This is a genomic window from Streptomyces sp. NBRC 109706, from assembly GCF_000974485.1.
Taxonomy (GTDB): Bacteria; Actinomycetota; Actinomycetes; order Streptomycetales; family Streptomycetaceae; genus Streptomyces.
The window spans coordinates 580,842-604,370 of sequence record NZ_BBOM01000009.1 but is presented as its reverse complement, the minus strand read 5'-3'; the positions used below and the strand labels follow the sequence as shown (position 1 = coordinate 604,370).

Sequence of the window (23,529 nt, the reverse complement as noted above, 5' to 3'; positions counted from 1 at the left end):
GTGGCGCGGCGTAGGGTGTGCAGCCCTATGACTGCCACTTCAGGGAAGCCCTCCCTCTCCGATCTGTTGCACGCAGCCGTTGTCGCCGTGGGGGGCGCCGAACGAGCCGGGCAGGTGGCCATGGCCGAGGCGATCGCCCAGGCGATCGAGGACGGCGAGCACCTGCTGATCCAGGCCGGCACCGGCACCGGCAAGTCGCTGGGCTATCTGGTGCCGGCCATCGCCGGCGGGGATCGCGTGGTGGTCGCCACGGCGACGCTGGCGCTGCAACGCCAGCTGGTCGAGCGGGATCTGCCGCGCACGGTGGACGCGCTGCATCCGCTGCTGCGCCGCCGCCCCGAGTTCGCCACCCTGAAGGGGCGTTCCAACTACCTCTGCCTCCATCGGCTGCACGAGGGCGTGCCCCAGGACGACGAGCAGGGGCTCTTCGATCCGCTGGAGGCGGCGCAGGCGGCCGGCGGGCCCAGCAGCCGGCTCGGCAAGGATCTGCTGCGGCTGCGCGAGTGGGCGGACGACACGGAGTCGGGCGATCGTGACGATCTCTCGCCCGGGGTGTCCGATCGGGCCTGGTCGCAGGTCTCGGTCTCCTCCCGGGAGTGCCTGGGCGCCAGCAAGTGCGTCTACGGGATGGAGTGCTTCGCCGAGGCCGCCAGGGAGCGCGCCAAGCTTGCCGAGGTCATCGTCACCAACCACGCGCTGCTGGCCATCGACGCGATCGAGGGCGCCCCGGTGCTCCCGAGCCATGAGGTGCTGATCGTCGACGAGGCGCACGAGCTGGTCTCCCGGGTCACCGGGGTGGCCACCGGCGAGCTGACGCCTGGCTCCGTCAACCGCGTGGTCCGCCGCGCGGCCAAGCTGGTCGACGAGAAGATCGCCGACCAGTTGCAGACGGCGGCCGAGAGCTTCGAGCGGCTGATGGAGTTGGCCCTGCCCGGCCGTCTGGAGCCGATCCCGGAGGATCTGGGCTATGCCCTGGCCGCGCTGCGGGATGCCTCCCGGGCGGTGATCACCGCGCTGGGCAACACCAGGGACGCCTCGCTGGCGGATGAGGACGCGGTGCGCAAGCAGGCGCTGGCCTCGGCGGAGAGCGTCCAGGCCGTCGCCGAACGGCTCACGCAGGCCTCGGAGTTCGATGTCATCTGGTGCGAGCGGCACGACCGGTTCGGCGCCTCCCTGCGGGTGGCGCCGCTCTCGGTCTCCGGCCTGCTCAGGGAGAAGCTCTTCGCCGACCGGTCGGTCGTCCTCACCTCTGCCACGCTCAAGCTCGGCGGCGACTTCAACGGCGTCGGCGCCTCCCTGGGCCTGGCGCCGGAGGGCGAGCGCGGGGACGAGCTGCCCGCTTGGCAGGGGCTCGATGTGGGATCGCCCTTCGACTACCGCAAGCAGGGCATTCTCTATGTCGCCAAGCATCTGTCCGCGCCGGGGCGGGAGGGCAGTCGGGCGGACATGCTGGATGAGCTGGCCGAGTTGGTCGAGGCGTCCGGCGGGCGCACGCTGGGGCTGTTCTCCTCGATGCGGGGCGCCAGGGCGGCGGCGGAGGAGCTGCGAGAGCGGCTGGACATGCCGATCCTGCTCCAGGGAGAGGAGACGCTGGGGGAGTTGATCAAGAACTTTGCCGACGATCCCCGCACCTGCCTCTTCGGCACGCTCTCCCTCTGGCAGGGCGTCGATGTGCCGGGGCCCAGCTGCCAGTTGGTGGTGATGGACCGGGTGCCCTTCCCGCGCCCGGACGATCCGCTGGTGAGCGCGCGGCAGAAGGCTGTGGAGGAGGCCGGGGGCAACGGCTTCATGGCGGTCGCGGCCACCCATGCCGCGCTGCTGATGGCGCAGGGTGCGGGCCGGCTGGTGCGCTCCACGGGGGACAAGGGAGTGGTCGCTGTGCTCGATCCCCGGCTGGAGCGGGCTCGCTATGGAAGCTTCCTGCGGGCCTCGATGCCGGACTTCTGGTACACCACGGATCGCAACCAGGTGCGCCGCTCACTCGCGGCGATCGACGCGGCAGCGCGGGACGCCACCGCGTCGGCAAACGGTTCGGACGGTTCCTGAGCGGGGCCCGGCGCCCGGGGCGGGGAAAGGGGCCCTGGGCGTCAGACCCGCCGCATCACGGCGACCACCTTGCCGAGGATGGTGGCCTCGTCGCCCGGGATCGGCTGGTAGGCGGCGTTGTGCGGCAGCAGCCAGACCTGGCCGTCCTCCCGCTTGAAGCGCTTGACGGTGGCCTCGCCGTCCAGCATCGCGGCCACGATGTCGCCGTTCTCGGCGACCGGCTGCCTACGGACCGTCACCCAGTCGCCGTCGCAGATGGCGGCCTCGATCATCGAGTCGCCCACCACCTTGAGCACGAACAACTCCCCGTCGCCGACCAGCTGGCGGGGGAGGGGGAAGACATCCTCCACGGACTCCTCGGCGAGGATGGGGCCGCCGGCGGCGATCCGGCCCACCAGCGGAACATAGGAGGCGGCGGGCTTGCCGGCCGTGTCCGTGGGCTGGGGGGTGGGAGTCTCGGCGCCGCGCACCTCGTAGGCGCGGGGGCGGTGCGGATCGCGGCGGAGGAAGCCCTTGCGCTCCAGGGCCATCAGCTGGTGGGCCACCGAGGAGGTGCTGGAGAGGCCGACTGCCTGGCCGATCTCGCGCATCGACGGCGGATAACCACGCCGCTGCACGGAGTCACGGATGACCTCGATGACCCGCCGCTGGCGATCGGTGAGCCCGGAGCTGTCGGCCCGGATCCCGGGGGGCCGGCCGGGCATCGCGCGACCGGCAGGAGCACCTGGCGTGTCCAGCCGGTCCTGGCGGCGCTCAGCGGCGGTGATGGCGTCGTCTGCTGCGGTGGTCATTTCGGCCCCTTCTCAGGTGGTACTCCCTAGTCAGACAACGGTAGTTGGTATCGAAAGGTTGCGCCAAACACACGTTCGAGTGAAATATCATCGAACGGCCACCGAGGACCGGACCATGGGTGTATTGGTCGCAAACGGTAGCCGGTGCCCGGCCGCGAACGGTAACCGGGTCGTGCGATAGCCTCCCAGGCGCCGCTGGCTCCGCTCCGGGCCGGCCGCGCGCCCGATCCGCCGTCCCGGGTTCGCCGCGTCGCGACACGCGCGCCGACGGCGCTGGCGAGGGAACCCCAGATCTAGTGGTTGGATGTGCGTCGGGCACCCACAAATTGTGGTCCCGGGTCTTCGCAGCCCCACCGGATCGCCTATGCTGGACAGTGCCTCGCGAGGGCCGCCCCGGCGGTCGGCGCGACGGTTGCCGCCATGCCAGGACGCCCGCGTGACTACGCCGCGTCACCGATAGGGAGAGGGGAGAGGGTCGTGCACTGTCCCTTCTGCCGCCACTCCGACAGTCGCGTCGTTGACAGCCGCACCGCCGACGACGGGACGCTGATCCGTCGTCGCCGCCAGTGCCCGAGCTGCTCCCGTCGTTTCACCACGGTCGAGACCGCCTCACTGATGGTGATCAAGCGCAGCGGCGTCACCGAGCCGTTCAGCCGCGACAAGGTGATCGCCGGCGTCCGGAAGGCGTGCCAGGGGCGTCCCGTCACGGAGGACGCGCTGGCTCTGCTGGGGCAACGCGTCGAAGAGGCCGTCCGCGCCACCGGCAGCGCCGAGTTGTCCACCCACGATGTGGGGCTGGCGATACTCGGCCCGTTGCGCGAGCTGGATCTGGTGGCCTATCTCCGTTTCGCGTCCGTGTACCGCGCGTTCGAGTCGTTGGAGGACTTCGAGTCCGCCGTCGCCGAACTGCGCGACGGATTCGCGGAGGGCCCGCCGGCCCAGCGCCGGGACGACGGCGCGGATCAGGCGAGCGCCGACAAGACCTGACCGGAGCGCCCGCCACGCGCGCCGGCAACAGTCAACAAACAGCACGGTGACCCGGTGTCAAGCCTGGTCGCACTAGGGCGTCATGCCCGAACAGGGAGGCGGAATGACTGAGACGACGAGTGGCCCGGCACGCGGTTCACGCGCCAAGAACGGCAAGGGAGCCAAGGGGTTGCGGGTCGAGCGGATCCACACCACTCCCGGGGTCCACCCCTACGACGAGGTGGTGTGGGAGCGGCGCGACGTCGTCATGACCAACTGGCGTGACGGCTCGATCAACTTCGAGCAGCGTGGCGTCGAGTTCCCCGAGTTCTGGTCGGTGAACGCGGTCAACATCGTTACCAGCAAGTACTTCCGCGGCGCTGTCGGTACCCCCCAACGGGAGACCGGGCTCAAGCAGTTGATCGACCGGGTGGTGCGGAGCTACCGCGCCGGCGGCGAGAAGTACGGCTACTTCGCCTCCCCGGCGGACGCTGAGATCTTCGAACACGAGCTGGCCTACGCGCTGTTGCACCAGGTCTTCAGCTTCAACTCGCCGGTCTGGTTCAACGTGGGGACCACGCAGCCGCAGCAGGTCAGCGCGTGTTTCATCCTCTCGGTCGAGGACTCCATGGAGTCCATCCTGGACTGGTACAAGGAAGAGGGAATGATCTTCAAGGGCGGCTCGGGGGCCGGCCTCAACCTCTCCCGTATCCGCTCCTCCAAAGAGCTGCTCTCCTCCGGCGGCAACGCCTCGGGCCCGGTCTCGTTCATGCGCGGCGCCGACGCCTCGGCCGGCACCATCAAGTCCGGCGGCGCCACGCGCCGCGCGGCCAAGATGGTGGTACTGGACGTGGACCACCCCGACATCGAGGCCTTCATCGAGACCAAGGTCAAGGAGGAGGAGAAGATCCGCGCGCTGCGGGACGCGGGCTTCGACATGGACCTCGGCGGGGACGACATCACCTCCGTCCAGTACCAGAACGCGAACAACTCGGTGCGGGTGAACGACGAGTTCATGCGCGCCGTGGAGTCCGGGTCGTCCTTCGGGCTGCGCGGGCGGATCTCGGGCGAGATCATCGAGCAGGTGGACGCCAGGAAGCTGTTCCGCAAGATGGCGGAGGCCGCCCACGCCTGCGCCGACCCCGGCATCCAGTACGACGATGTCATCAACCACTGGCACACCTCGCCGGAGTCGGGCCGGATCACCGCGTCCAACCCCTGCAGCGAGTACATGCACCTGGACAACTCCTCGTGCAACCTGGCCTCGTTGAACCTGATGAAGTTCCTGGCCGACGACGACCGGGGCAACCAGTCGTTCGACGCGGAGCGCTTCGCCAAGGTCGTCGAGCTGGTCATCACCGCGATGGACATCTCGATCAGCTTCGCCGACTTCCCCACCGAGAAGATCGGGGAGACCACCCGGGCCTTCCGCCAGCTGGGCATCGGCTACGCCAACCTGGGCGCGCTGCTGATGGCCACCGGGCACGCCTACGACTCCGACGGCGGCCGGGCCCTGGCCGGCGCGATCACCTCGCTGATGACCGGTACCTCCTACCGGCGGTCCGCCGAACTCGCCTCGGTGGTCGGCCCTTACGAGGGGTACGCCCGCAACAGCGACGCCCACAACCGGGTGATGCGCCAGCACGCCGAGGCGAACGACACCGCGCGGCGGGTGGACGATCTGGACAGCCCGGTCTGGGCCGCGGCCACCGAGGCCTGGCAGGACGTGTTGCGGCTCGGCAAGAAGAACGGCTTCCGCAACGCCCAGGCGTCCGTCCTGGCGCCGACCGGCACCATCGGTCTGATGATGGACTGCGACACCACCGGCATCGAGCCCGACCTCGCGTTGGTCAAGTACAAGAAGCTGGTCGGCGGCGGCTCGATGCAGATCGTCAACAACACCGTGCCCAAGGCGTTGAAGCGGCTCGGCTACCAGCCCGAGCAGGTGGAGGCGATCGTCGCCCACATCGCCGAGCACGGCAATGTGGTGGACGCTCCCGGGCTGAAGCAGGAGCACTACGAGGTCTTCGACTGCGCCATGGGCGAGCGGTCGATCGCCCCGATGGGCCATGTGCGGATGATGGCCGCGGCCCAGCCGTTCCTGAGCGGAGCCATCTCCAAGACGGTCAACATGCCGAGCAGCAGCACGGTGGACGACGTGGCGGAGATCTATCTCCAGGGCTGGAAGCTCGGCGTCAAGGCGCTGGCCGTCTATGTGGAGAACAGCAAGGTCGGTCAGCCGCTGTCCGCCAAGCGGAAGGAGCCGGCGAAGAGCGAGCAGCCGGCGGCCGTGGAGCCGGAGCGGGTGATCGAGTACCGTCCGGTCCGCCGACGGCTGCCGAAGGGCCGCCCGGGCATCACCACCTCGTTCACGGTGGGTGGGGCCGAGGGCTATATGACGGCCAACTCCTACCCGGACGACGGGCTGGGCGAGGTCTTCCTGAAGATGTCCAAGCAGGGGTCCACCCTCGCGGGCATGATGGACGCCTTCTCCATCGCGGTCTCCGTCGGGCTGCAGTACGGCGTCCCATTGGAGACCTATGTCTCGAAGTTCACCAACATGCGCTTCGAGCCGGCCGGTATGACGGACGACCAGGACGTGCGGATGGCGCAGTCCATCGTGGACTACATCTTCCGCCGTCTGGCGCTGGACTTCCTGCCGTTCGAGACCCGCTCGGCGCTCGGTATCCACACGGCGGCCGAACGGCAGCGCCATCTGGAGACGGGTTCCTACGAGCCGGGCGACGAGGAGTTGGACGTCGAGGGGCTTTCCCAGTCGGCGCCGCTCCAGAGCCCGACCGGCCCCGTCCGCGACGCGGCGCCGGCGCCTGCCCCCACCGCGCCGTCGGCGGAGGTGGCGCAGCCGGCGCCTGCCGAGGCCCACAGCTCCACGGAACTGGCCGAGATGCAGCTGGGGTTGAACGCCGACGCGCCGCTCTGCCTCTCCTGCGGCACCAAGATGCGCAGGGCCGGCAGCTGCTATCTGTGCGAGGGCTGCGGCTCCACCAGCGGCTGCAGCTGATCCCGGACGGGATCCGACGGTAGGCGCGTTGGTCGGGGCGGTGGAGCCGGGTTCGGCTCCACCGCCCCCGGCGTGTGTTGAGGAGGGACGGCGGGCCGGGGGATCAGGGGAGAGCGTTGCCCATGACCGCGGCGAAGCCGTCCGGATCGGTGTCGAAGCCACGGGAGAGCTTGCGGAAGGCCCAGTTGCCGGAGCTGTCCCTGGTGAACTCCGCGATGCTGGCGGCCGTGCTGGAGGCGACGGAGCCCAGCTCGTCCCGGGCGAGGGCGGTGTGGCCCTCCTTGACCTCGACGACGGTGCGAGCGACGTCGCCGAACGTGAGCCGCCCGTGGCGCTGTTGGATGGCGACGCCGACCACGACCCGGGTGAGGCTGTCGGCGAGCCGGTCCAGCTCCAGGGTCAGGACCTCGTCGGAGCCGAAGCCCTGGCCCGTCGCGCTGTTCCTGGTGAGGGTGATCGTGCCGTCCGGGGAGCGGCTGTCGAAGTGGACGAGGTAGGCCGGGACGCCGTGCGGAGCTCGCTCCTCGTAGGTCGCGGCGATGAGGTCCAGATCGTGGGGCGGGGCGTCGGCGGGGCTGGGGTCCCAGCGGAGGGTGACCTCGACCGTTTCGATCCCCTTGTTGAATGGGCTCACCAAACATCCCTTCCATGCGGGTGGAGGAGCCGTGCCAGGGTGTGGGACGGAACCCCCCATAAAGCCATTCTCGCCAACTCGGAGGTGCCCTAACCGCCGCGCGCCCGGGGCGGGTTGGTCCTGGGACCTGGCCGTGCGAGGCCATCCTGCCGCCTGCCGCGCTCCATGCGCGCGCCGGGGAGGCGGAACGGGGGCGGGCTCCGATGCGGTGGGTGGGATCGTTGGCAGGGCGTGATCGCGGAACCCATGCGCCCCCGGGGCGAGATGGCCTTACGATGGCGCGGTGCTGGTCAAGTGGATTCGTTGCGCCGTGGTTGACCGGGTCGGCTTTGATCGCGGCCAGCGAAAGTGGGCGGGACTGCTCGGCGAGCCCGGGTTTCTGGCGCAGGGGGGTGGCTGGAGTCGATCCCAGCCGGGGGTGGTGCACCTGTTCGGCTTCTGGGAGAGCCGTGCCTTCTACGACTCCTTCATGGCTCGTTCCTACGACCGGCTGGCGGCCTCCCAGCAGGGGAGCTACCAGGACCTCCGGGTGCGCCTTTTCGAATATCGATTCGATGTGAAGATGGGCTTCGAGCCCCGCTTCACGGACGCCGATCTGCTGCGCGTGGCCCACACCCGGGTCCACGAGGAGCGGGCCGAGCACTTCGCCCTGATGCAGGAGAAGGTGTGGAACCCGGCCATGGCGGGCTCCCCGGGGATGTTGCGCGGCGTGTTCGCCCAGGCGGAGCCGGAGAGCGAGTTCCTGGTGCTCTCCATGTGGAAGTCCGCCGCCGAACGGGCCAAGTACCGCACCGAGCGGGTGGAGCGGCTGGCGCTGCGCGCCCAGACCGGCGCCGATATCGCGGCCATCACCGGGGACGTGATCGATATGGACCCGTCGTGGACGGTATGACCCGCCCCTGCCCGCCGGCGCCCGCCTCGGCTCGCTTCCGTGAAGCGAACTAGGGTGGGGCCATGGCACAACCCCGGCGCATCATCCTCATGCGACACGGAGAGTCGCAGGGGAACCATGACGACTCGGTGTATCAACACATACCGGATCACGCTCTGGAGCTGACCGAGAAGGGCCAGTGCCAGGCGCGCGCCGCGGGCGAACGGCTGCGCCGGATCATCGGGGACGAGCGGCTCTCCGCCTATGTGTCGCCTTATCGACGTACTCATCAGACCTTCCAGGCGTTGGGCCTCGATCCCGTGCGGACCCGGGCTCGGGAGGAGCCGCGGCTGCGCGAGCAGGACTGGGGCAACTGGCAGGACCGCGCGGACGTGAAGCGGCAGAAGCGAGCCAGGGACGCGTACGGCCACTTCTTCTACCGCTTCGCCCAGGGGGAGTCGGGCGCGGATGTCTACGACCGGGTGGGCGCCTTTCTGGAGAGCCTGTGGCGGAGCTTCGACGAGCCCGAGCATCCCCCGAACGTGTTGCTGGTGACCCACGGACTGACCATGCGGCTGTTCTGCATGCGGTGGTTGCACTGGACGGTCGCCGAGTTCGAATCGCTCTCCAACCCGGGGAACGGTGAGACCCGGCAGCTGATCCTGGGCCCCGACGGCCGCTACCACCTCGACCGGCCCTTCGAGCGCTGGCACACACCCGAGCGTCCCTTCCAGGGCTGGTGCGCGTAAGGTGAACGCCGCCATGGCCTATGAACCGCCCACCCATCGAGTCGAACGCTCCATTCGCGCGACCACCGGAGCCACCTGGGTCGCCGGTATCGACGAGGTGGGACGAGGAGCCTGGGCCGGGCCGGTGACGGTCTGCGCCGCGATCACGGGGCTGCGCCGCCCGCCCGAGGGGCTGACCGACTCCAAGCTGCTGACTCCGCTGCGCAGAACGGCACTCGCCGGAGTGCTGCGCGACTGGGTGACGCATCACGCGCTGGGCCACGCGAGCCCGCAGGAGATCGACGCCCTGGGGATGACCGCCGCGCTGCGGCTGGCCGCGACCCGGGCGCTCGCCGGCCTTCCCCGGCAACCGGACGCCGTCATCCTGGACGGCAAACACGACTACCTCGGGCCGCCCTGGCGGGTGCGCACGGTGATCAAGGGGGACCAGTCCTGTGTCTCCGTGGCGGCGGCCTCCGTCATCGCCAAGGTGCACCGGGACGCGATGGTCGCCGAACTGGCCGCCGAGCACCCGGCGTTCGGGTTCGACACCAACGCCGGATACCCGTCGCCCACCCACCGGGCGGCGCTGGAGGAGTGGGGGCCCACCCCGCATCACCGACGCTCCTGGACCTATCTGGACGCGCTGCCCCGGTGGCGTCATCTCAAGCTCCCCTCGCATCGTGACGCGCTGGCTGCCGAATCCCTGGAGGACAGCGGCCAACTCGGCATGTTCTGACGCCGCCGCCAGCTCCCTCCGCGCCCCCACCGCCGCTCATCCCCGCACCGCCAGGACGAGTGGCAGGACCGACTCCGCTCCGGCGGCCCGCAGCAGGCGGGCGGCGAGCGCCAACGTCCAGCCGGTCTCCATGAAGTCGTCGACCAACAGCAGTGGTCCGGGATGGGTCTTGACCGCCTCGGCGACCTCGGGGGGCAGCTCCAGAGCGCCGTGCAAGGCGTGGACCCGACGGGCGCTGTTGCTGCGGCCGGGGGCGCGGTCGTGGTGGGCCCGGCGCACCGCGCCGAGCAGCGGCATCCGCCCCACCCGGGCGATTCCGTCGGCGAGTGATCCCACCAGCCTGGGCCGGCTTCCGGAGGCCACCGAGACCACCCCGACCGGCCGGGGCGGCGCGCCCTCCTGCCCGGAGGCCCAGCCACCGGGCCCACGAGCCCAGTCGGAGAGGACCGTCACCACCGCGTCCATGACGTCCTCCGGCAGAGCGCTGTCGGAGGCGTCCGGGCTGAGGAGGGGCCGGAGCCGATCCCCCCAGCCGATGTCGGAGAGGCGACCCAGCGCGCGCCCCGGGGACGCCTGCTCGCCCTGGGGGATCCGGCCCTTGAGATCGATACCCGCCGCCGGCAGACCCGTGGGCCACATCCGGCGGGGCTCCACCGCGATCCCGGGCCGGCTCAGCTCACCCGTGGCGGCCTCCAGCGCGGTCGGCGCCACCTGGGCGTCGAAGCCCATGTCCGTGCAGTTGTCGCAGCGGCCGCAGGGCGCCGCGCCCTCGTCGTCCAGCTCCCTGCGCAGCAGCTCCATCCGGCAGCCGCCCGTCGACGCGTACTCCCGCATGGCCTCCTGCTCGGCCTCGCGTTGGCGTGCCACCCAGGCGTAGCGCTCGGCGTCGTAGTGCCAGGGCGCGCCGGTGGCACGCCAGCCGCCGCGCTCCCGACGCACCGCCCCGTCGACATCGAGCACCTTGAGCATCATCTCCAGCCGGGATCGGCGCAGTTCCACGCGGGCTTCGAGGGCCGGCAGGCTGAGCGGTCGGTCCGCCGCCGCCAGCACCTCCAGGGTGTGGCGAACCTGTTGTTCCCGGGGAAAGGCGAGGGAGCCGAAGTAGCGCCAGATGGCCTCGTCCTCCGGGCCGGGCAGCAGCAGTACCTCCGCGTGCTCCAGACCTCGACCGGCACGGCCGACCTGCTGGTAGTAGGCGATGGGGGACGAGGGCGAGCCCAGATGGATCACAAAGCCCAGATCCGGCTTGTCGAAGCCCATGCCGAGAGCGGAGGTGGCCACCAGGGCCTTGACCCGGTTCGCCAGCAGGTCGTCCTCGGCCGCCTCGCGGTCGGCGTTCTCCGTGCGGCCGGTGTAGGCGGCCACACGGTGCCCGCGCGCGGTGAGATGCGCGGCGACCTCCTCGGCCGCCGCGACGGTGAGCGTGTAGATGATGCCGGAGCCGGGGAAGCCGTTCAGATGGTCGTCCAGCCAGGCCAGCCGGTGGGCGGCGTCCGGCAGCCGGAGCACGGAGAGCCGCAGGCTGGCGCGGTCCAGCGGACCGCGCAGCACCAGCGTCTCCGCGCCGCTGTCGCCCGTGCCCAGCTGCTCCGCGACATCGGCGGTGACCCGGGCGTTGGCCGTCGCCGTGGTGGCCAACACCGGGACACCGGCGGGGAGTTCGCCGAGCATGGTGCGCAACCTGCGATAGTCGGGCCGGAAGTCGTGGCCCCAGTCGGAGATGCAGTGCGCCTCGTCGACCACCAGCAGACCCGCGCTGGCCGCGAGCTGAGGCAGCACCCCGTCCCGGAAATCCGGGTTGTTGAGGCGTTCGGGGCTGACCAGGAGAACGTCGACGAGGCCGTCGGCGACTTCCTGCCGCACCGCCTCCCACTCCTCCTGGTTGGCCGAGTTGATCGTGCGGGCGCTGATGCCGGCGCGCCGCGCGGCGGCGATCTGGTTGCGCATGAGGGCGAGCAGCGGCGACACGATGACCGTGGGCCCGGCGCCGCTCTCCCGCAGCAGGGCGGTGGCGACGAAGTACACCGCCGACTTGCCCCACCCCGTGCGCTGGACGACGAGCGCTCGGCGCCGCTCGGCGACCAGGGCCTCGATGGCCCGCCACTGATCGGGACGGAGACGCGCGGCGCCCGAGGCGTCCCCGACCAGGCGGGAGAGCACCGCGTCCGCCGCGGCGCGCAACTCCTCGTGCCGTTCGTTCACTGCTTGCGGGGCGGTCCCCGTGGTGGCTTCTGACATGTCGCCCATGCAAGCCGATCGAGCCCGGGCTTGGCGAACCCGCCCTGTGGATAACCGGTAATTCTTATGACAGACGCGCTGACCTGTGGATAAAACACGACACGATCGGGCTCGAACCAGGCACTCTGCCTCCATGACTCAACACAGCGAACCCCTCTCGCAACTCATCGTCACCGACAACCAGGTCACCCTGAGCGGCCCGGCGGATCTGGCGGACGCCCTGCCCTACATCCTGGGCTACCACCCGGACGACTCGATCGTGCTTCTGGGCCTGCACGGCCCGCGCGGAAAGCTGGGGGGCCGGATCAGGACGGCCATCCCCGAGGACACGGCGAACTGGCCGGAGGCCGCCAGGCAGTTGGCGGCGTGCCTGGTGGACAGCAGCTCCGCCCGAGGCGTCCGGCCGGACGCGGCCGTCGCCTACCTCTGCCAGGATCCGCCCGCGGGTGGCCGGGTGCGGGATGCGGCTGAGCGTCTCCGTCCGCTCGCGCAGCTGTTGCGGACCGCCTGTGGCGATCTGGAGGTGCCGGTCTACGAGGCGCTGTACATCTCGCAGGAGCGCTATCTCTCCTACTGCAGCACCGAGGCCCTGGACGACGCGGGCGAGGGCAGCGCCCTGCCCAGGTGCGGCAGCTCGCCGATGGCAGCGGCGGCGGCCTTCGCCGGCATCCACGTCCGTGGCTCGCTCAAGGAGATGCGTGAGCGGCTGATCCCGCTGGACGGGCCGGTGGCCATCCAGCAGGAGCGTGCTCTGGACGCCGTGGCCGCGCGGTTGGCGCCCCGTATGGTCGGCCCGGAGACCGAGCAGTCCAGGGTCAGGGACGAGACGATCGATCTGGTGGAGCGCCTGATGGGCCGCTTCCGCCGGGTGCCGGCGCCCCGTGATCCCGAGCAGTCGGCCGCCGACGCCAGGGACGACGCCCTGCTCACCTCCGACGAGGCGGCGCATCTCGTCATCGGGCTGCAGGACCGCCTCACCCGCGATCTCGCGGCCGGCTGGATGGACGGTCCTGAGGCCCTGGTGGCGCTGCGCCTGTGGCGGGCCCTCGCCCGGCGCTGCGTGGGCTCCTTCGAGTCGCACGCCGCCGCTCCGCTCACACTGGTCGGCTGGGTGGCCTGGTCGATGGAGGACCCGGTGAGTGCCCGGGTGGCGTGGACCAGGGCTCTGGATCTCGATCCGGAATACGTCTTCGCACGGCTGCTCCACCAGGCGTGCAACGACGAGGTCGATCCCGAGCCGCTGCGCCGGAGCCTGCGCCGGCAGTGGACCGCCCATCGGCTCCGGTGAGCTTCGTGGGGCACCTATGATCACGGCATGCCCTACGACCCGTCGGAGTTTCCGCCGTTCGCCGTCACAGTCGACCTGGTCGTTCTCACCGTCCGGCGGCATGCGCTGTGCGCGCTCACGGTTCGACGTGGTGAGGACCCTTATCAGGGCCAGTGGGCTCTTCCGGGCGGTTTTGTTCGGGCTGATGAGGATCTGGCCTCCGCCGCCGCGCGCGAGCTGGCGGAGGAGACGGGGCTACGCACCCAGGACGCCGGCAGCTGGCATGCCGGTGCCCATCTGGAACAACTCGCCACCTACGGGGAGCCGGGGCGCGACCCGAGGATGCGGGTGGTCAGCGTGGCACATCTGGTCCTGGCTCCGGACCTGCCGGCTCCCACCCCGGGCGGGGACGCCGGCGGGGCCCAGTGGAAGCCGGCGGGCGAGCTGTTGGCGGATACGGATACGGACAGGGCGTCGGGGGAGCGGCTGGCGTTCGACCACGCGCGCATCCTCGCCGACGGGGTGGAGCGCGCACGGTCGAAGATCGAGTACTCCTCCCTAGCGGCGGCCTTCTGTCCGCCCGAGTTCACGGTGGGGGAGTTGCGCAGGGTCTACGAGGCGGTCTGGGGCGTCTCGTTGGACCCGCGCAACTTCCACCGCAAGGTGACGGGAACCCCGGGGTTCCTGGTGCCGGTCGGTGGCACCACGACCCGTCAGGGCGGGCGTCCCGCCCAGCTGTTCAGAGCCGGGGGCGCCACGGTGCTGAACCCCCCGATGCTCCGCCCCGACGTCTGACGAACCAGGACGTCTCACGAACCAGGAGGTCGACAAGGCCGCGGTCGGTCGCTGCGGTCGGGATCGCCAAACCGCGCGAGTCGCCAGGAAAATCCCATATGTCCCGTTATCGTGCAGAGTGCGCGACCAACGGGAGAATCGATGATCCAGGCCATCGGACTCACCACTGCGTCACGGCGTGGCAGGCCGCCCGCCGTTGACGACCTCACCTTCGAAGCCCGCCCGGGCGGCATCACCGCCCTGCTGGGACCGCCCGGAGCGGGCAAGTCCGCCGCACTGCGGCTGATGCTCCAACTGTCCCCGGGGCGCGGGGTGGCGCTCTTCCGAGGGCGACCACTGTCCCGAGTGCCCCATCCCCAGCGGGAGATCGGCACGCTGCTGGGGGACGTCCCCGGCCATCCGTACCGCTCCGCCCGAGGGCAGTTGCGGATGCTCGCCGCGGCCGCCGGCGTGCCGGCCGCCCGCGCCGACGAGGTGCTGGAGGTGGTGGGCCTGAGCGGGCTGGCCGATCAGCGGCTGGGGCGGTTCTCCCGTGGGATGGACCGACGGCTCGGGCTCGCCGCCGCATTGCTCGGCGACCCCCACACCCTGGTGCTGGACGAGCCGGACAGCGGGCTCTCCCCCCGTGAACGAGCCTGGCTCCACGGCCTGTTGCGGGGATACGCGGAGCAGGGCGGAGCGGTGCTGCTCGCGACCACCGACCCGATGGAGACGGCCAGGGTCGCCGACCGGGTGGTCAGCATGGACGCCGGGCGGCTGATCGCCGACCAGCGCGTCGACGATTTCGCCAGAACGCGGCTGCGGCCGAGGGTGGCGGTCCGCACGCCACACGCCGAGCGCCTGGCCGCGGTTCTGCATCAGCGGTTCCGCGCGACGGAGCCGGTCGAGGTGGTCCTGGAGTCCGGCAACCGGGTCTCCGTCTACGGCGGCGATCCGGCCACCGTGGGCGAGATCGCCCACCAGCACCGCATCGTCGTGCACCAACTCGCCGACGAGATCGGGGATGTGGGGGACCGTTCCCCCGCCGGGCCGTTGCTCCGCGCGGACGGCAGGGTGGTGCCGGCACAGGAGGCCCGGCCGGCCGCGGTCTCCGTCGACAGCGCCCCGGCCACGGTCTCGCTGGCCAGAACGGCGCCGGCGCCCGGCGCCGCCGCCTCGGCTGCGCCCCCCTCGTCCCCACCGCCCTCGTCCGCACCGCCCGCCATCGCGAACTCCGCGGCCGGGACGCCCGATGCCGTCACCCGCCCCCTCCAGGTGGCCTCGGTGGCCTCGAAGGCCCTTGAGGTCGGGGCCCGGGCCGGCCGGCCGGCGGTGCGCCCCGCGCTGCCGCCCCCGCTGCCCGCCGTCTCGCCGTCCGGGCCGAGTTGGCCCCTCCGCTATGAACTGCGGCGCTGGGCCGGGGTCTACACCAGCTGGCTGGTCATGGGGACGGCTCTGCTGGCCGGCCTCCTCGTCGCCGTCGTCCTCGCCTCGGCCGGCTCCTGGCCGGCCGAGCGCGTGCTCACCGGCTGGGCCGAGCCGCTGCCGCTGCCCCCGGTCGCCATGGCCGCCGGGTTGCTGGGCGCCCTGGCCTTCGGCCAGGAGTTCCGCTATCCGGCACTCGCCCCTGCCTGTGTGCCCGTGCCCCGCCGGCTGTCCCTGCTCATCGGCAAGGCGCTGATCTCCGCTGGGGCGTCGCTTTCGCTCTGCGTCGCCGCGATCGCGCTGAACTCCGTCTCCCTGACGCTGCTGCTCGGCGTGCGCGGCCCGACCCCCGAGTCCTGGGGCGCCGCCTTCCAGAGCGTCGCCGCGCTCTCCGTGGGTTGCGCCTGGGCCGGGCTGCTGGCCGCCGGCGTCTTCCGTTCCGGTCTGGTGGGCCTCGCCGCCGTCGCCGCGGTCCCGCTGGTGCTCGCCCCCGCCCTGCGCGCGGCGTTGGACAGCCCCTTCGGTCGGGCGCTGGACGGACTTCCCGAACGCCTCGGGGCGATGAGCACCCTGCCTGTCGCCTCGGAGTTGGACCGCTGGCTCTCCGCCTCGGTGCGCCTGGCGTCCCAACCCATCGGCTGGGCCCTGGCCGTCTCGCTGGCCCTGCTCCTCTGTGGATACGCGGTGCTCAGCCTGCGAGGTGGCCCACGGTAGGCGCGCCACACCTGTTCGAAGTCGGGGCACTGCCGTACGACTTCACCTCGAAGCACCACCGCCCGCGTCGGCTGTCGGCGGCCAGGTTTTGGGCCTTGTGCGAGGGAGTCCATTTCCTTCCGGTTAGACGTCAATTATGCGGGAGTCGCCGATCACCCTTTCGTGTGCTTTTCACCAAAGACCTCAAGGTGCCAACGGGGGCCGCCGACAAAGGAGGCGTGACTACCCTTGCGCACTCCATGATGACCGCCACTCGTTCCGCCAACTCCGGCCCCGCCGGCCGGCCCGGCGAGTTCGACCGTTACTCCTACGCCGAGTCCACCGGCTCGGCCCGCACCACCAACGCCCCCGCCTGGGACAGCGGGGACAGCGAGTTGGGCCGCGTCGGCCGTCGTACCGCCGGCAACCGGGGCCGTGGCCTGCACGGCCAACTCGTCCAGCAGCTCGGTCAGATGATCGTCTCCGGCGATCTGGGGGCCGACCGTCCGCTGGTGCCCGAGGAGATCGGGCAGCGTTTCGAGGTCTCCCGCACGGTCGTCCGTGAGTCCCTGCGGGTCCTCGAGGCCAAGGGCCTCGTCAGCGCCCGCCCCAATGTCGGCACCCGGGTGCGCCCCGTCGGCGACTGGAATCTTCTCGACCCCGACATCATCGAGTGGCGCGCCTTCGGCCCCCAGCGCGAGGACCAGCGTCGTGAGCTGTGCGAGCTGCGGCTGACGATCGAGCCCCTCGCCGCCCGGCTGGCCGCCGCCGACACCGGGGACGAAGTCCAGCAGCGGCTGGGCGACATGGTGGACATCATGACCCACACCCTCGCGCAGGGCGATGCGCTCACCTTCGCCCGGGCCGACGCCGAGTTCCACGGGCTGGTGCTGCAGTCGGCCGGCAATCGGATGCTCGAACACCTCTCCGGCATCGTCGCCTCCGCTCTGCAGGTCTCGGGCGGTGCCGCCTCCGGTTGCGAGCACCCCACCGAGGCGTCCGTCGCGATGCACCAGCGGATCGTGGACGCGATCGGCTCCGGCGAGCCGCCGGCGGCGGAGACGGCGATGCGGCAGCTGCTCACCTTCTCCTCGGACGCCCCCTCCGCGGCGACGGCCCCCGGCGCGGACCATGTCGTTCCCGCCCCGCGCGAGCACTGAGTCGACCGCCGGCACACCGGCCCACCATGCGTCGCCGGGCCCCTCCAGGGCAGGGCTCCGGCGACGCATTTGCCATGGACCGCTACAGTCGAGCGTGCGATGTGACTCGGGACACGTGAAAGCGGCGTAACGCTTCCGGGAGCAGCGCGATGATTCAAGAGGTGGCAGCAGCGGGCGGATCAGCCGCTCGCCGCGGGCCCCGCCACAGCCGTCGGCGCACCCCAGTCGTCGGTCGTGGCCCCGCTACCAGTGAGCGGGCCTAAGCCGTTCCCAGAGTTTCCGAGAGGTTGTTCGTGTCGGCCAGCACTTCCCGTACTCTCCCCGCAGAGATCGCCGAGTCAAATTCTGTGATGGCGCTCATCGAACGGGGAAAGGCTGAGGGGCAGATCGCCGGCGACGATGTGCGCCGGGCCTTCGAGGCTGACCAGATCCCGTCAACCCAGTGGAAGAACGTTCTGCGCAGCCTCAACCAGATCCTCGACGAGGAGGGCGTGACGCTGATGGTGAGTGCCGCCGAGGCGCCCAGGCGCACCCGGAAGAGTGTCGCCGCGAAGACGACGGCCAAGCGCACCGCGACCAAGACGGTCGCGGCCAAGACCGCACCTGCCAAGAAGGCCACCGCGCTGGCGCCCCCAGACGACGCGGGTGCGGCAGACCCGCAGCCGAGCGCCGAGGGTTCGGCCTCGGTGGCCGGAGCCAAGAAGGCGCCGGCGAAGAAGGCGGTGGCCAAGAAGGCACCCGCCAAGAAGTCCGCGGCCAAGAAGGCACCGGCGAAGAAGTCCGCGGCCAAGAAGACGGCGGACAAGAACGCCGATCCCAAGAAGGAGCTGGTCGACGAGTTCCTTGAGGGCGAGGACGAGGGCGCGGAGGAGCCCGCCGAGCGGGCGGCGCGCGCCGGCGCACCGGCCGAGGGCACCGAGGGCAAGCAGGAGAACGAGGGGTTCGTCCTCTCCGACGACGACGAAGACGACGCCCCCGCGCAGCAGGTCGCGGCGGCCGGTGCCACGGCGGACCCGGTCAAGGACTACCTCAAGCAGATCGGCAAGGTTCCCCTGCTTAACGCCGAGCAGGAGGTGGAGCTGGCCAAGCGGATCGAGGCGGGTCTCTTCGCCGAGGACAAGCTGGCCGGCGCCGACAAGATCGCCCCCAAGCTCAAGCACGAGCTGGAGATCATCTCCGAGGACGGGCGGCGGGCCAAGAACCACCTGCTGGAGGCCAACCTCAGGCTGGTGGTCTCGCTCGCCAAGCGCTACACCGGCCGGGGAATGCTCTTCCTGGACCTGATCCAGGAGGGCAACCTGGGTCTGATCCGCGCGGTGGAGAAGTTCGACTACACCAAGGGCTACAAGTTCTCCACGTATGCCACCTGGTGGATCCGGCAGGCGATCACCCGGGCCATGGCCGACCAGGCGCGCACCATCCGCATCCCGGTGCACATGGTCGAGGTGATCAACAAGCTCGCCCGGGTGCAGCGTCAGATGCTCCAGGACCTCGGGCGCGAGCCCACCCCGGAGGAGCTGGCCAAGGAGCTGGACATGACCCCCGAGAAGGTGGTCGAGGTCCAGAAGTACGGTCGGGAGCCGATCTCCCTCCACACCCCGCTGGGTGAGGACGGGGACAGCGAGTTCGGCGATCTGATCGAGGACTCCGAGGCCGTGGTGCCGGCCGACGCGGTCAGCTTCACGTTGCTGCAGGAGCAGCTGCACTCCGTCCTCGACACGCTCAGCGAGCGCGAGGCCGGCGTGGTGTCCATGCGGTTCGGTCTGACCGACGGGCAGCCCAAGACGCTGGACGAGATCGGCAAGGTCTACGGCGTGACGCGGGAGCGTATCCGGCAGATCGAGTCCAAGACCATGTCGAAGCTGCGGCACCCCTCGCGGTCCCAGGTGCTGCGGGACTACCTCGACTGACGACGCGACGCTCATGACCCGGCCGGTGCCCCTCGGGGTACCGGCCGGGTTTCGTTGCGTCCGGCCGGGGGCGGGTAGCCGGCCCGTGGGCGGTGGAACGGCGCTCGGGCGCCGCTGAGCGCTCCTGGGCGGCGGGAGCGACGGGAAGCCGGGAAAGATCACGACGGGCCGGCAGAGCGACGTCAGACGCTCCCCTGCCGGCGCACACACGGAAACGGGCGGTCGCCCTCGGTGGCCTGAGGGGACCGCCCGTCGTCCGGGGTCAACCGGACCGAGCCCGTCGGTTGGGGATACTGCGAGACGTCAGGTCAACGCTCGTTCTCCTGTGCGCTTGCGGGAGTCGCGGTGAGCTTCTCCGTCTCGTCCTGTATCTCAGCGGCGATCTTCTTGAGTTCTGGCTGGAACTTGCGGCCGTGGTGGGCGCAGAAGAGCAGCTCTCCGCCGCTGATGAGGACCACGCGGAGGTACGCCTGGGCGCCGCAGCGATCGCAGCGGTCCCCAGCGGTCAGCGGGGTCGCGGGAGTCAGAACAGTAGTCACGTCGCCTCTTCTCTAGCTCGACGAGCTGTCGTACCAGGGACAACATCCAACCAGGCCGAGAACGTTCCCGCTCGCGGCTTCCCATTGGAAAGGCATCCAACGAGTTGACCGGACATAGCCCGGTGGCGGCGAATGAGCCGTATTGCGGTGTTGCTTGCTAGGTATACGCGCTTTCTCGTGGTTTTGTTCCCGGCTACCTCGGTGTACCCGGAAGTCTGCTTTCGTTCAGGAGGACGTGCCCGGAGCCTAAGGGGTTCATGCCCCGAAGGGAACGTGATGTACACGTCACCCCCTCTGTCGATCGAACACATGAGCGACCCTGGGCTACCCTGAGCTTCGCCGGGGAGCTGCACAACCGCTCTACAAGGCCTCGGTACCCTCTGAGCGGTACTCCGCCACATCTCAGAATTCAGCGAGGAGCGAACTGCGTGACCGCCGACACGTCCGTGCCGTCCACCGCACTGCTGACCGGGGCCGATCCGGGCGGCAACTACACCGCGCGGCACCTGCTGGTTCTGGAGGGGTTGGAGGCGGTACGCAAGCGCCCCGGCATGTATATCGGCTCCACCGACAGCCGCGGCCTGATGCACTGCCTCTGGGAGATCATCGACAACTCGGTCGACGAGGCCCTCGGGGGGCACTGCGACCAAATCGAGGTGCTTCTGCACGCGGACGGCTCGGTCGAGGTGCGGGACAACGGTCGGGGCATCCCGGTCGACGTGGAGCCCAAGACGGGGCTCTCCGGGGTCGAGGTCGTGATGACCAAGCTGCACGCCGGCGGAAAGTTCGGTGGCGGCTCCTACGCGGCCTCCGGCGGTCTGCACGGCGTGGGCGCCTCGGTGGTCAACGCGCTCTCCGCCCGTCTCGACGTGGAGGTGGACCGCGGCTCCAAGACCCATGCCACCAGCTTCCGGCGCGGCACCCCGGGGATCTTCACCGAATCGGGACCGGACGCGCCGTTCGAGCCGGCGAGCGGCCTGCGGGTCCGGCGGATCCGCAAGGCCAGGACGGGTACCCGGGTACGGTACTGGGCGGATCGGCAGATCTTCCTCAAGGACGCCAGGCTCTCCCTGGACACGCTCCACGCGCGGGCCCGGCAGACGGCGTTCCTGGTGCCGGGGCTGACCATCTCGGTGAGCGACCAGCGGGGCATCGACGGGGCGGAGCACGCCACCGAGGTGTTCCGGTACGACGGGGGCATCAGCGAGTTCTGCGAGTACCTGGCGAGCGACCGCCCGGTGTGCGACGTGCTGCGGCTGCGCGGTCAGGGCGCGTTCAAGGAGACGGTGCCGGTCCTGGACGAGCGGGGGCACATGATCCCCACCGAGGTGCGCCGGCAGCTGGACGTGGATGTGGCGATGCGCTGGGGCACGGGCTACGAGAGCACCGTGCGCTCCTTTGTGAACATCATCGCGACGCCGAAGGGCGGCACCCATGTCGCCGGCTTCGAGCGGGCGCTGCGCGGCACCGTGAACGAGGTCCTGCGGTCCGCCAAGCTGCTGCGGGTGGCCGAGGACGACGTGGCCAAGGACGACGTCCTGGAGGGCCTTACGGCGGTGGTCACGGTCCGGCTGGCCGAGCCGCAGTTCGAGGGGCAGACCAAGGAGGTCCTTGGTACCTCGGCGGCCACCCGGATCGTCGCACAGGTGGTCTCCAAGGAGCTGAAGGCCTTCCTGACGTCCGCCAAGCGGGACGACAAGCAGCAGTCCAGGGCCGTTCTGGAGAAGGTCGTGGCGGCGGCCAGGACGCGGATCGCCGCCCGGCAGCACAAGGAGGCGCAGCGGCGTAAGACGGCGCTGGAGTCCTCATCGCTGCCGGCCAAGCTGGCGGACTGCCGCAGCGACGAGGTGGAGCGCAGCGAGCTGTTCATCGTCGAGGGGGACAGCGCGCTGGGCACGGCCAAGCTGGCGCGGAACAGCGAGTTCCAGGCGCTGCTGCCGATCCGGGGCAAGATTCTCAACGTGCAGAAGTCGTCGGTCGCCGACATGCTCAAGAACGCCGAGTGCGGCGCCATCATCCAGGTGATAGGAGCGGGGTCGGGGCGGACCTTCGACATCGACCAGGCGCGCTACGGCCGGGTGATCTTCCTGGCCGACGCGGATGTGGACGGCGCGCACATCCGCTGTCTGCTGCTCACGCTCTTCCAGCGGTACATGCGGCCGATGGTGGAGCAGGGGCGGGTCTTCTCGGCCGTTCCGCCGCTGCACCGGATCGAGTTGAGCAATCCCAAGCGGGGGCAGGACAAGTACCACTACACCTACTCGGACAACGAACTGCGGCAGACGCTGCTGGACTTCGAGCGGCGCGGTGTTCGCTACAAGGAATCGATCCAGCGCTACAAGGGCCTGGGCGAGATGGACGCCGACCAGCTCGCCGAGACCACGATGGATCCGCGCAAGCGCACGTTGCGCCGGATCAACATCGGCGATCTGGAGGCGGCGGAGGAGGCGTTCAGCCTGTTGATGGGCAACGAGGTGGCGCCGCGACGGGAGTTCATCGCGTCGTCCGCGGCTACGCTGGACCGCTCGCGCATCGACACCTGAGGCGTCCCCGGCGGCGTCCGCGTCACCTGGCGTTCGTCGGATCCCTGAAGGCTGCACGCAATTTAATTGCGCAATTTGCGTTAGCCTTGCGGATATGACGCGACGACTTGCCCAGGTAGCGCAGAAGGTGGGAGTGAGTGAGGCCACGGTCAGCCGGGTCCTCAACGGGAAGCCGGGGGTCTCCGAGGCCACCCGGCAGGCCGTCCTCACCGCGCTCGACGTTCTCGGGTACGAGCGGCCCACCCAACTGCGCGGCGAACGCGGCCGGTTGGTCGGTCTGATCCTGCCCGAGCTGCAGAACCCGATCTTTCCCGCCTTCGCCGAGGTCCTTGGTGGGGTGCTGGCCCAGCGTGGCCTGGTGCCCGTGCTGTGCACCCAGACCCCGGGCGGTATCCAGGAGACCGACTATGTCGACCTGCTGTTGCAGCAGCAGGTCTCCGGTGTGGTGTTCGCCGGTGGGCACTACGCGCAGGAGGACGCGTCGCACGACCACTACCGGCTGCTCGCCGAGCGCAGGCTGCCGGTGGTGTTGATCAACGCGTCGGTGCCGGGGCTCGGCTTTCCCCGGGTCTCCTGTGACGACTCGGTGGCCGTGGAGCAGGCGTGGCGGCATCTGGTCTCCCTGGGGCACGAGCGGATAGGGCTGGTGCTGGGGCCGGGCGACCACATCCCCTCGCAGCGCAAGCTCGCCGCCGCCAAGGCCGCGGCGGAGGCGGGCGGCGGTCAGCTCTCCGACGAGCTGGTCGCTCGTGCCATGTACACGCTGGAGGGCGGCCAGGCGGCGACGGCCACGTTGTTGGAGCGCGGCGCCACCGGGGTGATCTGTGCGAGCGATGTGATCGCCCTCGGCGCGATCCGGGCGGCCCGGCGTCGCGGGCTCTCCGTGCCGGACGATTTCTCCGTGGTCGGATTCGACGACTCGGCCCTGATGACCTGCACCAATCCTCCCCTCAGCACCGTGCGTCAGCCCATCGAGGCGATGGGCCGCGCGGCGGTCGAGGTGTTGGTCGCGCAGTTCGGTGGACGGGACGTCGGCCGCGACGAGTTGCTGTTCGAACCGGAGCTGGTGGTGCGGGAGTCCACGGGGCAGGCGCCGGGGCGAGGTCGCGGTTAGCAGTCGATATTTTGCAAGTGATGCGCAGGATATTGCGCGACGCTGCCATCGGTGATTGAGTGTGCGGCA

Annotated in this window: 17 protein-coding genes; 13 read left to right on the top strand and 4 right to left on the bottom strand. The window is 70.5% G+C overall.

The genetic code is table 11. The features are described 5' to 3' along the window. Positions 1–27 precede the first annotated feature (27 nt). The gene (locus AOM46_RS22250; RefSeq protein WP_062214337.1) at positions 28–2,046 is read left to right on the top strand and encodes an ATP-dependent DNA helicase; all 2,019 of its coding nucleotides are present in this window, start codon (positions 28–30) and stop codon (positions 2,044–2,046) included. Between the two features lie 41 nt (positions 2,047–2,087). On the opposite strand, the gene lexA is transcribed toward AOM46_RS22250, so the two are convergent. Continuing rightward, entirely contained in the window at positions 2,088–2,837 is a 750-nt protein-coding gene (gene lexA / locus AOM46_RS22245) for a transcriptional repressor LexA (protein ID WP_062214336.1), read from the bottom strand. 477 nt (positions 2,838–3,314) lie between these two features. Between lexA and nrdR the strand changes: the two genes are divergently transcribed. Continuing rightward, positions 3,315–3,824, top strand: a complete 510-nt coding sequence (gene nrdR / locus AOM46_RS22240) for a transcriptional regulator NrdR (RefSeq protein ID WP_062214335.1) — start codon at positions 3,315–3,317, stop codon at positions 3,822–3,824. A gap of 103 nt (positions 3,825–3,927) precedes the next feature. Then, positions 3,928–6,825: a vitamin B12-dependent ribonucleotide reductase gene (locus AOM46_RS22235; RefSeq protein ID WP_062214334.1), complete on the top strand. Its 2,898-nt coding sequence runs from the start codon at positions 3,928–3,930 to the stop codon at positions 6,823–6,825. A 103-nt stretch (positions 6,826–6,928) separates the two neighbouring features. On the opposite strand, the gene AOM46_RS22230 is transcribed toward AOM46_RS22235, so the two are convergent. Then, positions 6,929–7,459 (bottom strand): TerD family protein, encoded by a 531-nt coding sequence (locus AOM46_RS22230; protein ID WP_062214333.1) that lies wholly within the window; start codon positions 7,457–7,459, stop codon positions 6,929–6,931. A 283-nt stretch (positions 7,460–7,742) separates the two neighbouring features. Between AOM46_RS22230 and AOM46_RS22225 the strand changes: the two genes are divergently transcribed. The 3 genes from AOM46_RS22225 to AOM46_RS22215 all read left to right on the top strand — a co-directional run bounded on the left by AOM46_RS22225 (position 7,743) and on the right by AOM46_RS22215 (position 9,797). Beyond that, positions 7,743–8,351: a YdbC family protein gene (locus AOM46_RS22225; RefSeq protein ID WP_078857067.1), complete on the top strand. Its 609-nt coding sequence runs from the start codon at positions 7,743–7,745 to the stop codon at positions 8,349–8,351. A 62-nt stretch (positions 8,352–8,413) separates the two neighbouring features. Continuing rightward, positions 8,414–9,079, top strand: coding sequence for a histidine phosphatase family protein (locus AOM46_RS22220; protein ID WP_062214331.1), 666 nt, complete (start codon positions 8,414–8,416; stop codon positions 9,077–9,079). A 13-nt stretch (positions 9,080–9,092) separates the two neighbouring features. Continuing rightward, positions 9,093–9,797, top strand: coding sequence for a ribonuclease HII (locus AOM46_RS22215; protein WP_062214419.1), 705 nt, complete (start codon positions 9,093–9,095; stop codon positions 9,795–9,797). Positions 9,798–9,833: 36 nt separating this feature from the next. On the opposite strand, the gene AOM46_RS22210 is transcribed toward AOM46_RS22215, so the two are convergent. Next, entirely contained in the window at positions 9,834–12,035 is a 2,202-nt protein-coding gene (locus AOM46_RS22210; protein WP_062214418.1) for an ATP-dependent DNA helicase RecQ, read from the bottom strand. A gap of 133 nt (positions 12,036–12,168) precedes the next feature. Here AOM46_RS22210 and AOM46_RS22205 point away from each other — a divergent pair, with 133 nt between their 5' ends. From AOM46_RS22205 to AOM46_RS22185, 5 genes are all read left to right on the top strand, one after another. Beyond that, positions 12,169–13,323, top strand: a complete 1,155-nt coding sequence (locus AOM46_RS22205) for a DUF4192 domain-containing protein (RefSeq protein WP_062214330.1) — start codon at positions 12,169–12,171, stop codon at positions 13,321–13,323. Positions 13,324–13,350: 27 nt separating this feature from the next. Further along, the gene (locus AOM46_RS22200; protein WP_062214329.1) at positions 13,351–14,097 is read left to right on the top strand and encodes an NUDIX domain-containing protein; all 747 of its coding nucleotides are present in this window, start codon (positions 13,351–13,353) and stop codon (positions 14,095–14,097) included. A 141-nt stretch (positions 14,098–14,238) separates the two neighbouring features. Next, the gene (locus AOM46_RS22195; protein WP_062214328.1) at positions 14,239–16,215 is read left to right on the top strand and encodes an ABC transporter ATP-binding protein; all 1,977 of its coding nucleotides are present in this window, start codon (positions 14,239–14,241) and stop codon (positions 16,213–16,215) included. 164 nt (positions 16,216–16,379) lie between these two features. Then, the gene (locus tag AOM46_RS22190; RefSeq protein WP_078857066.1) at positions 16,380–17,354 is read left to right on the top strand and encodes a FadR/GntR family transcriptional regulator; all 975 of its coding nucleotides are present in this window, start codon (positions 16,380–16,382) and stop codon (positions 17,352–17,354) included. Positions 17,355–17,641: 287 nt separating this feature from the next. Continuing rightward, a complete protein-coding gene (locus AOM46_RS22185; protein ID WP_078857065.1) occupies positions 17,642–19,264 on the top strand; it encodes an RNA polymerase sigma factor in 1,623 nt (540 codons plus the stop codon). Positions 19,265–19,572: 308 nt separating this feature from the next. On the opposite strand, the gene AOM46_RS22180 is transcribed toward AOM46_RS22185, so the two are convergent. After that, the gene (locus AOM46_RS22180; RefSeq protein WP_062214325.1) at positions 19,573–19,803 is read right to left on the bottom strand and encodes a hypothetical protein; all 231 of its coding nucleotides are present in this window, start codon (positions 19,801–19,803) and stop codon (positions 19,573–19,575) included. A 428-nt stretch (positions 19,804–20,231) separates the two neighbouring features. Here AOM46_RS22180 and AOM46_RS22175 point away from each other — a divergent pair, with 428 nt between their 5' ends. Continuing rightward, complete coding sequence (locus AOM46_RS22175; protein WP_062214324.1) at positions 20,232–22,346, top strand: type IIA DNA topoisomerase subunit B; 2,115 nt, start codon at positions 20,232–20,234, stop codon at positions 22,344–22,346. Between the two features lie 94 nt (positions 22,347–22,440). After that, entirely contained in the window at positions 22,441–23,460 is a 1,020-nt protein-coding gene (locus AOM46_RS22170) for a LacI family DNA-binding transcriptional regulator (RefSeq protein ID WP_062214323.1), read from the top strand. Positions 23,461–23,529 lie beyond the last annotated feature (69 nt).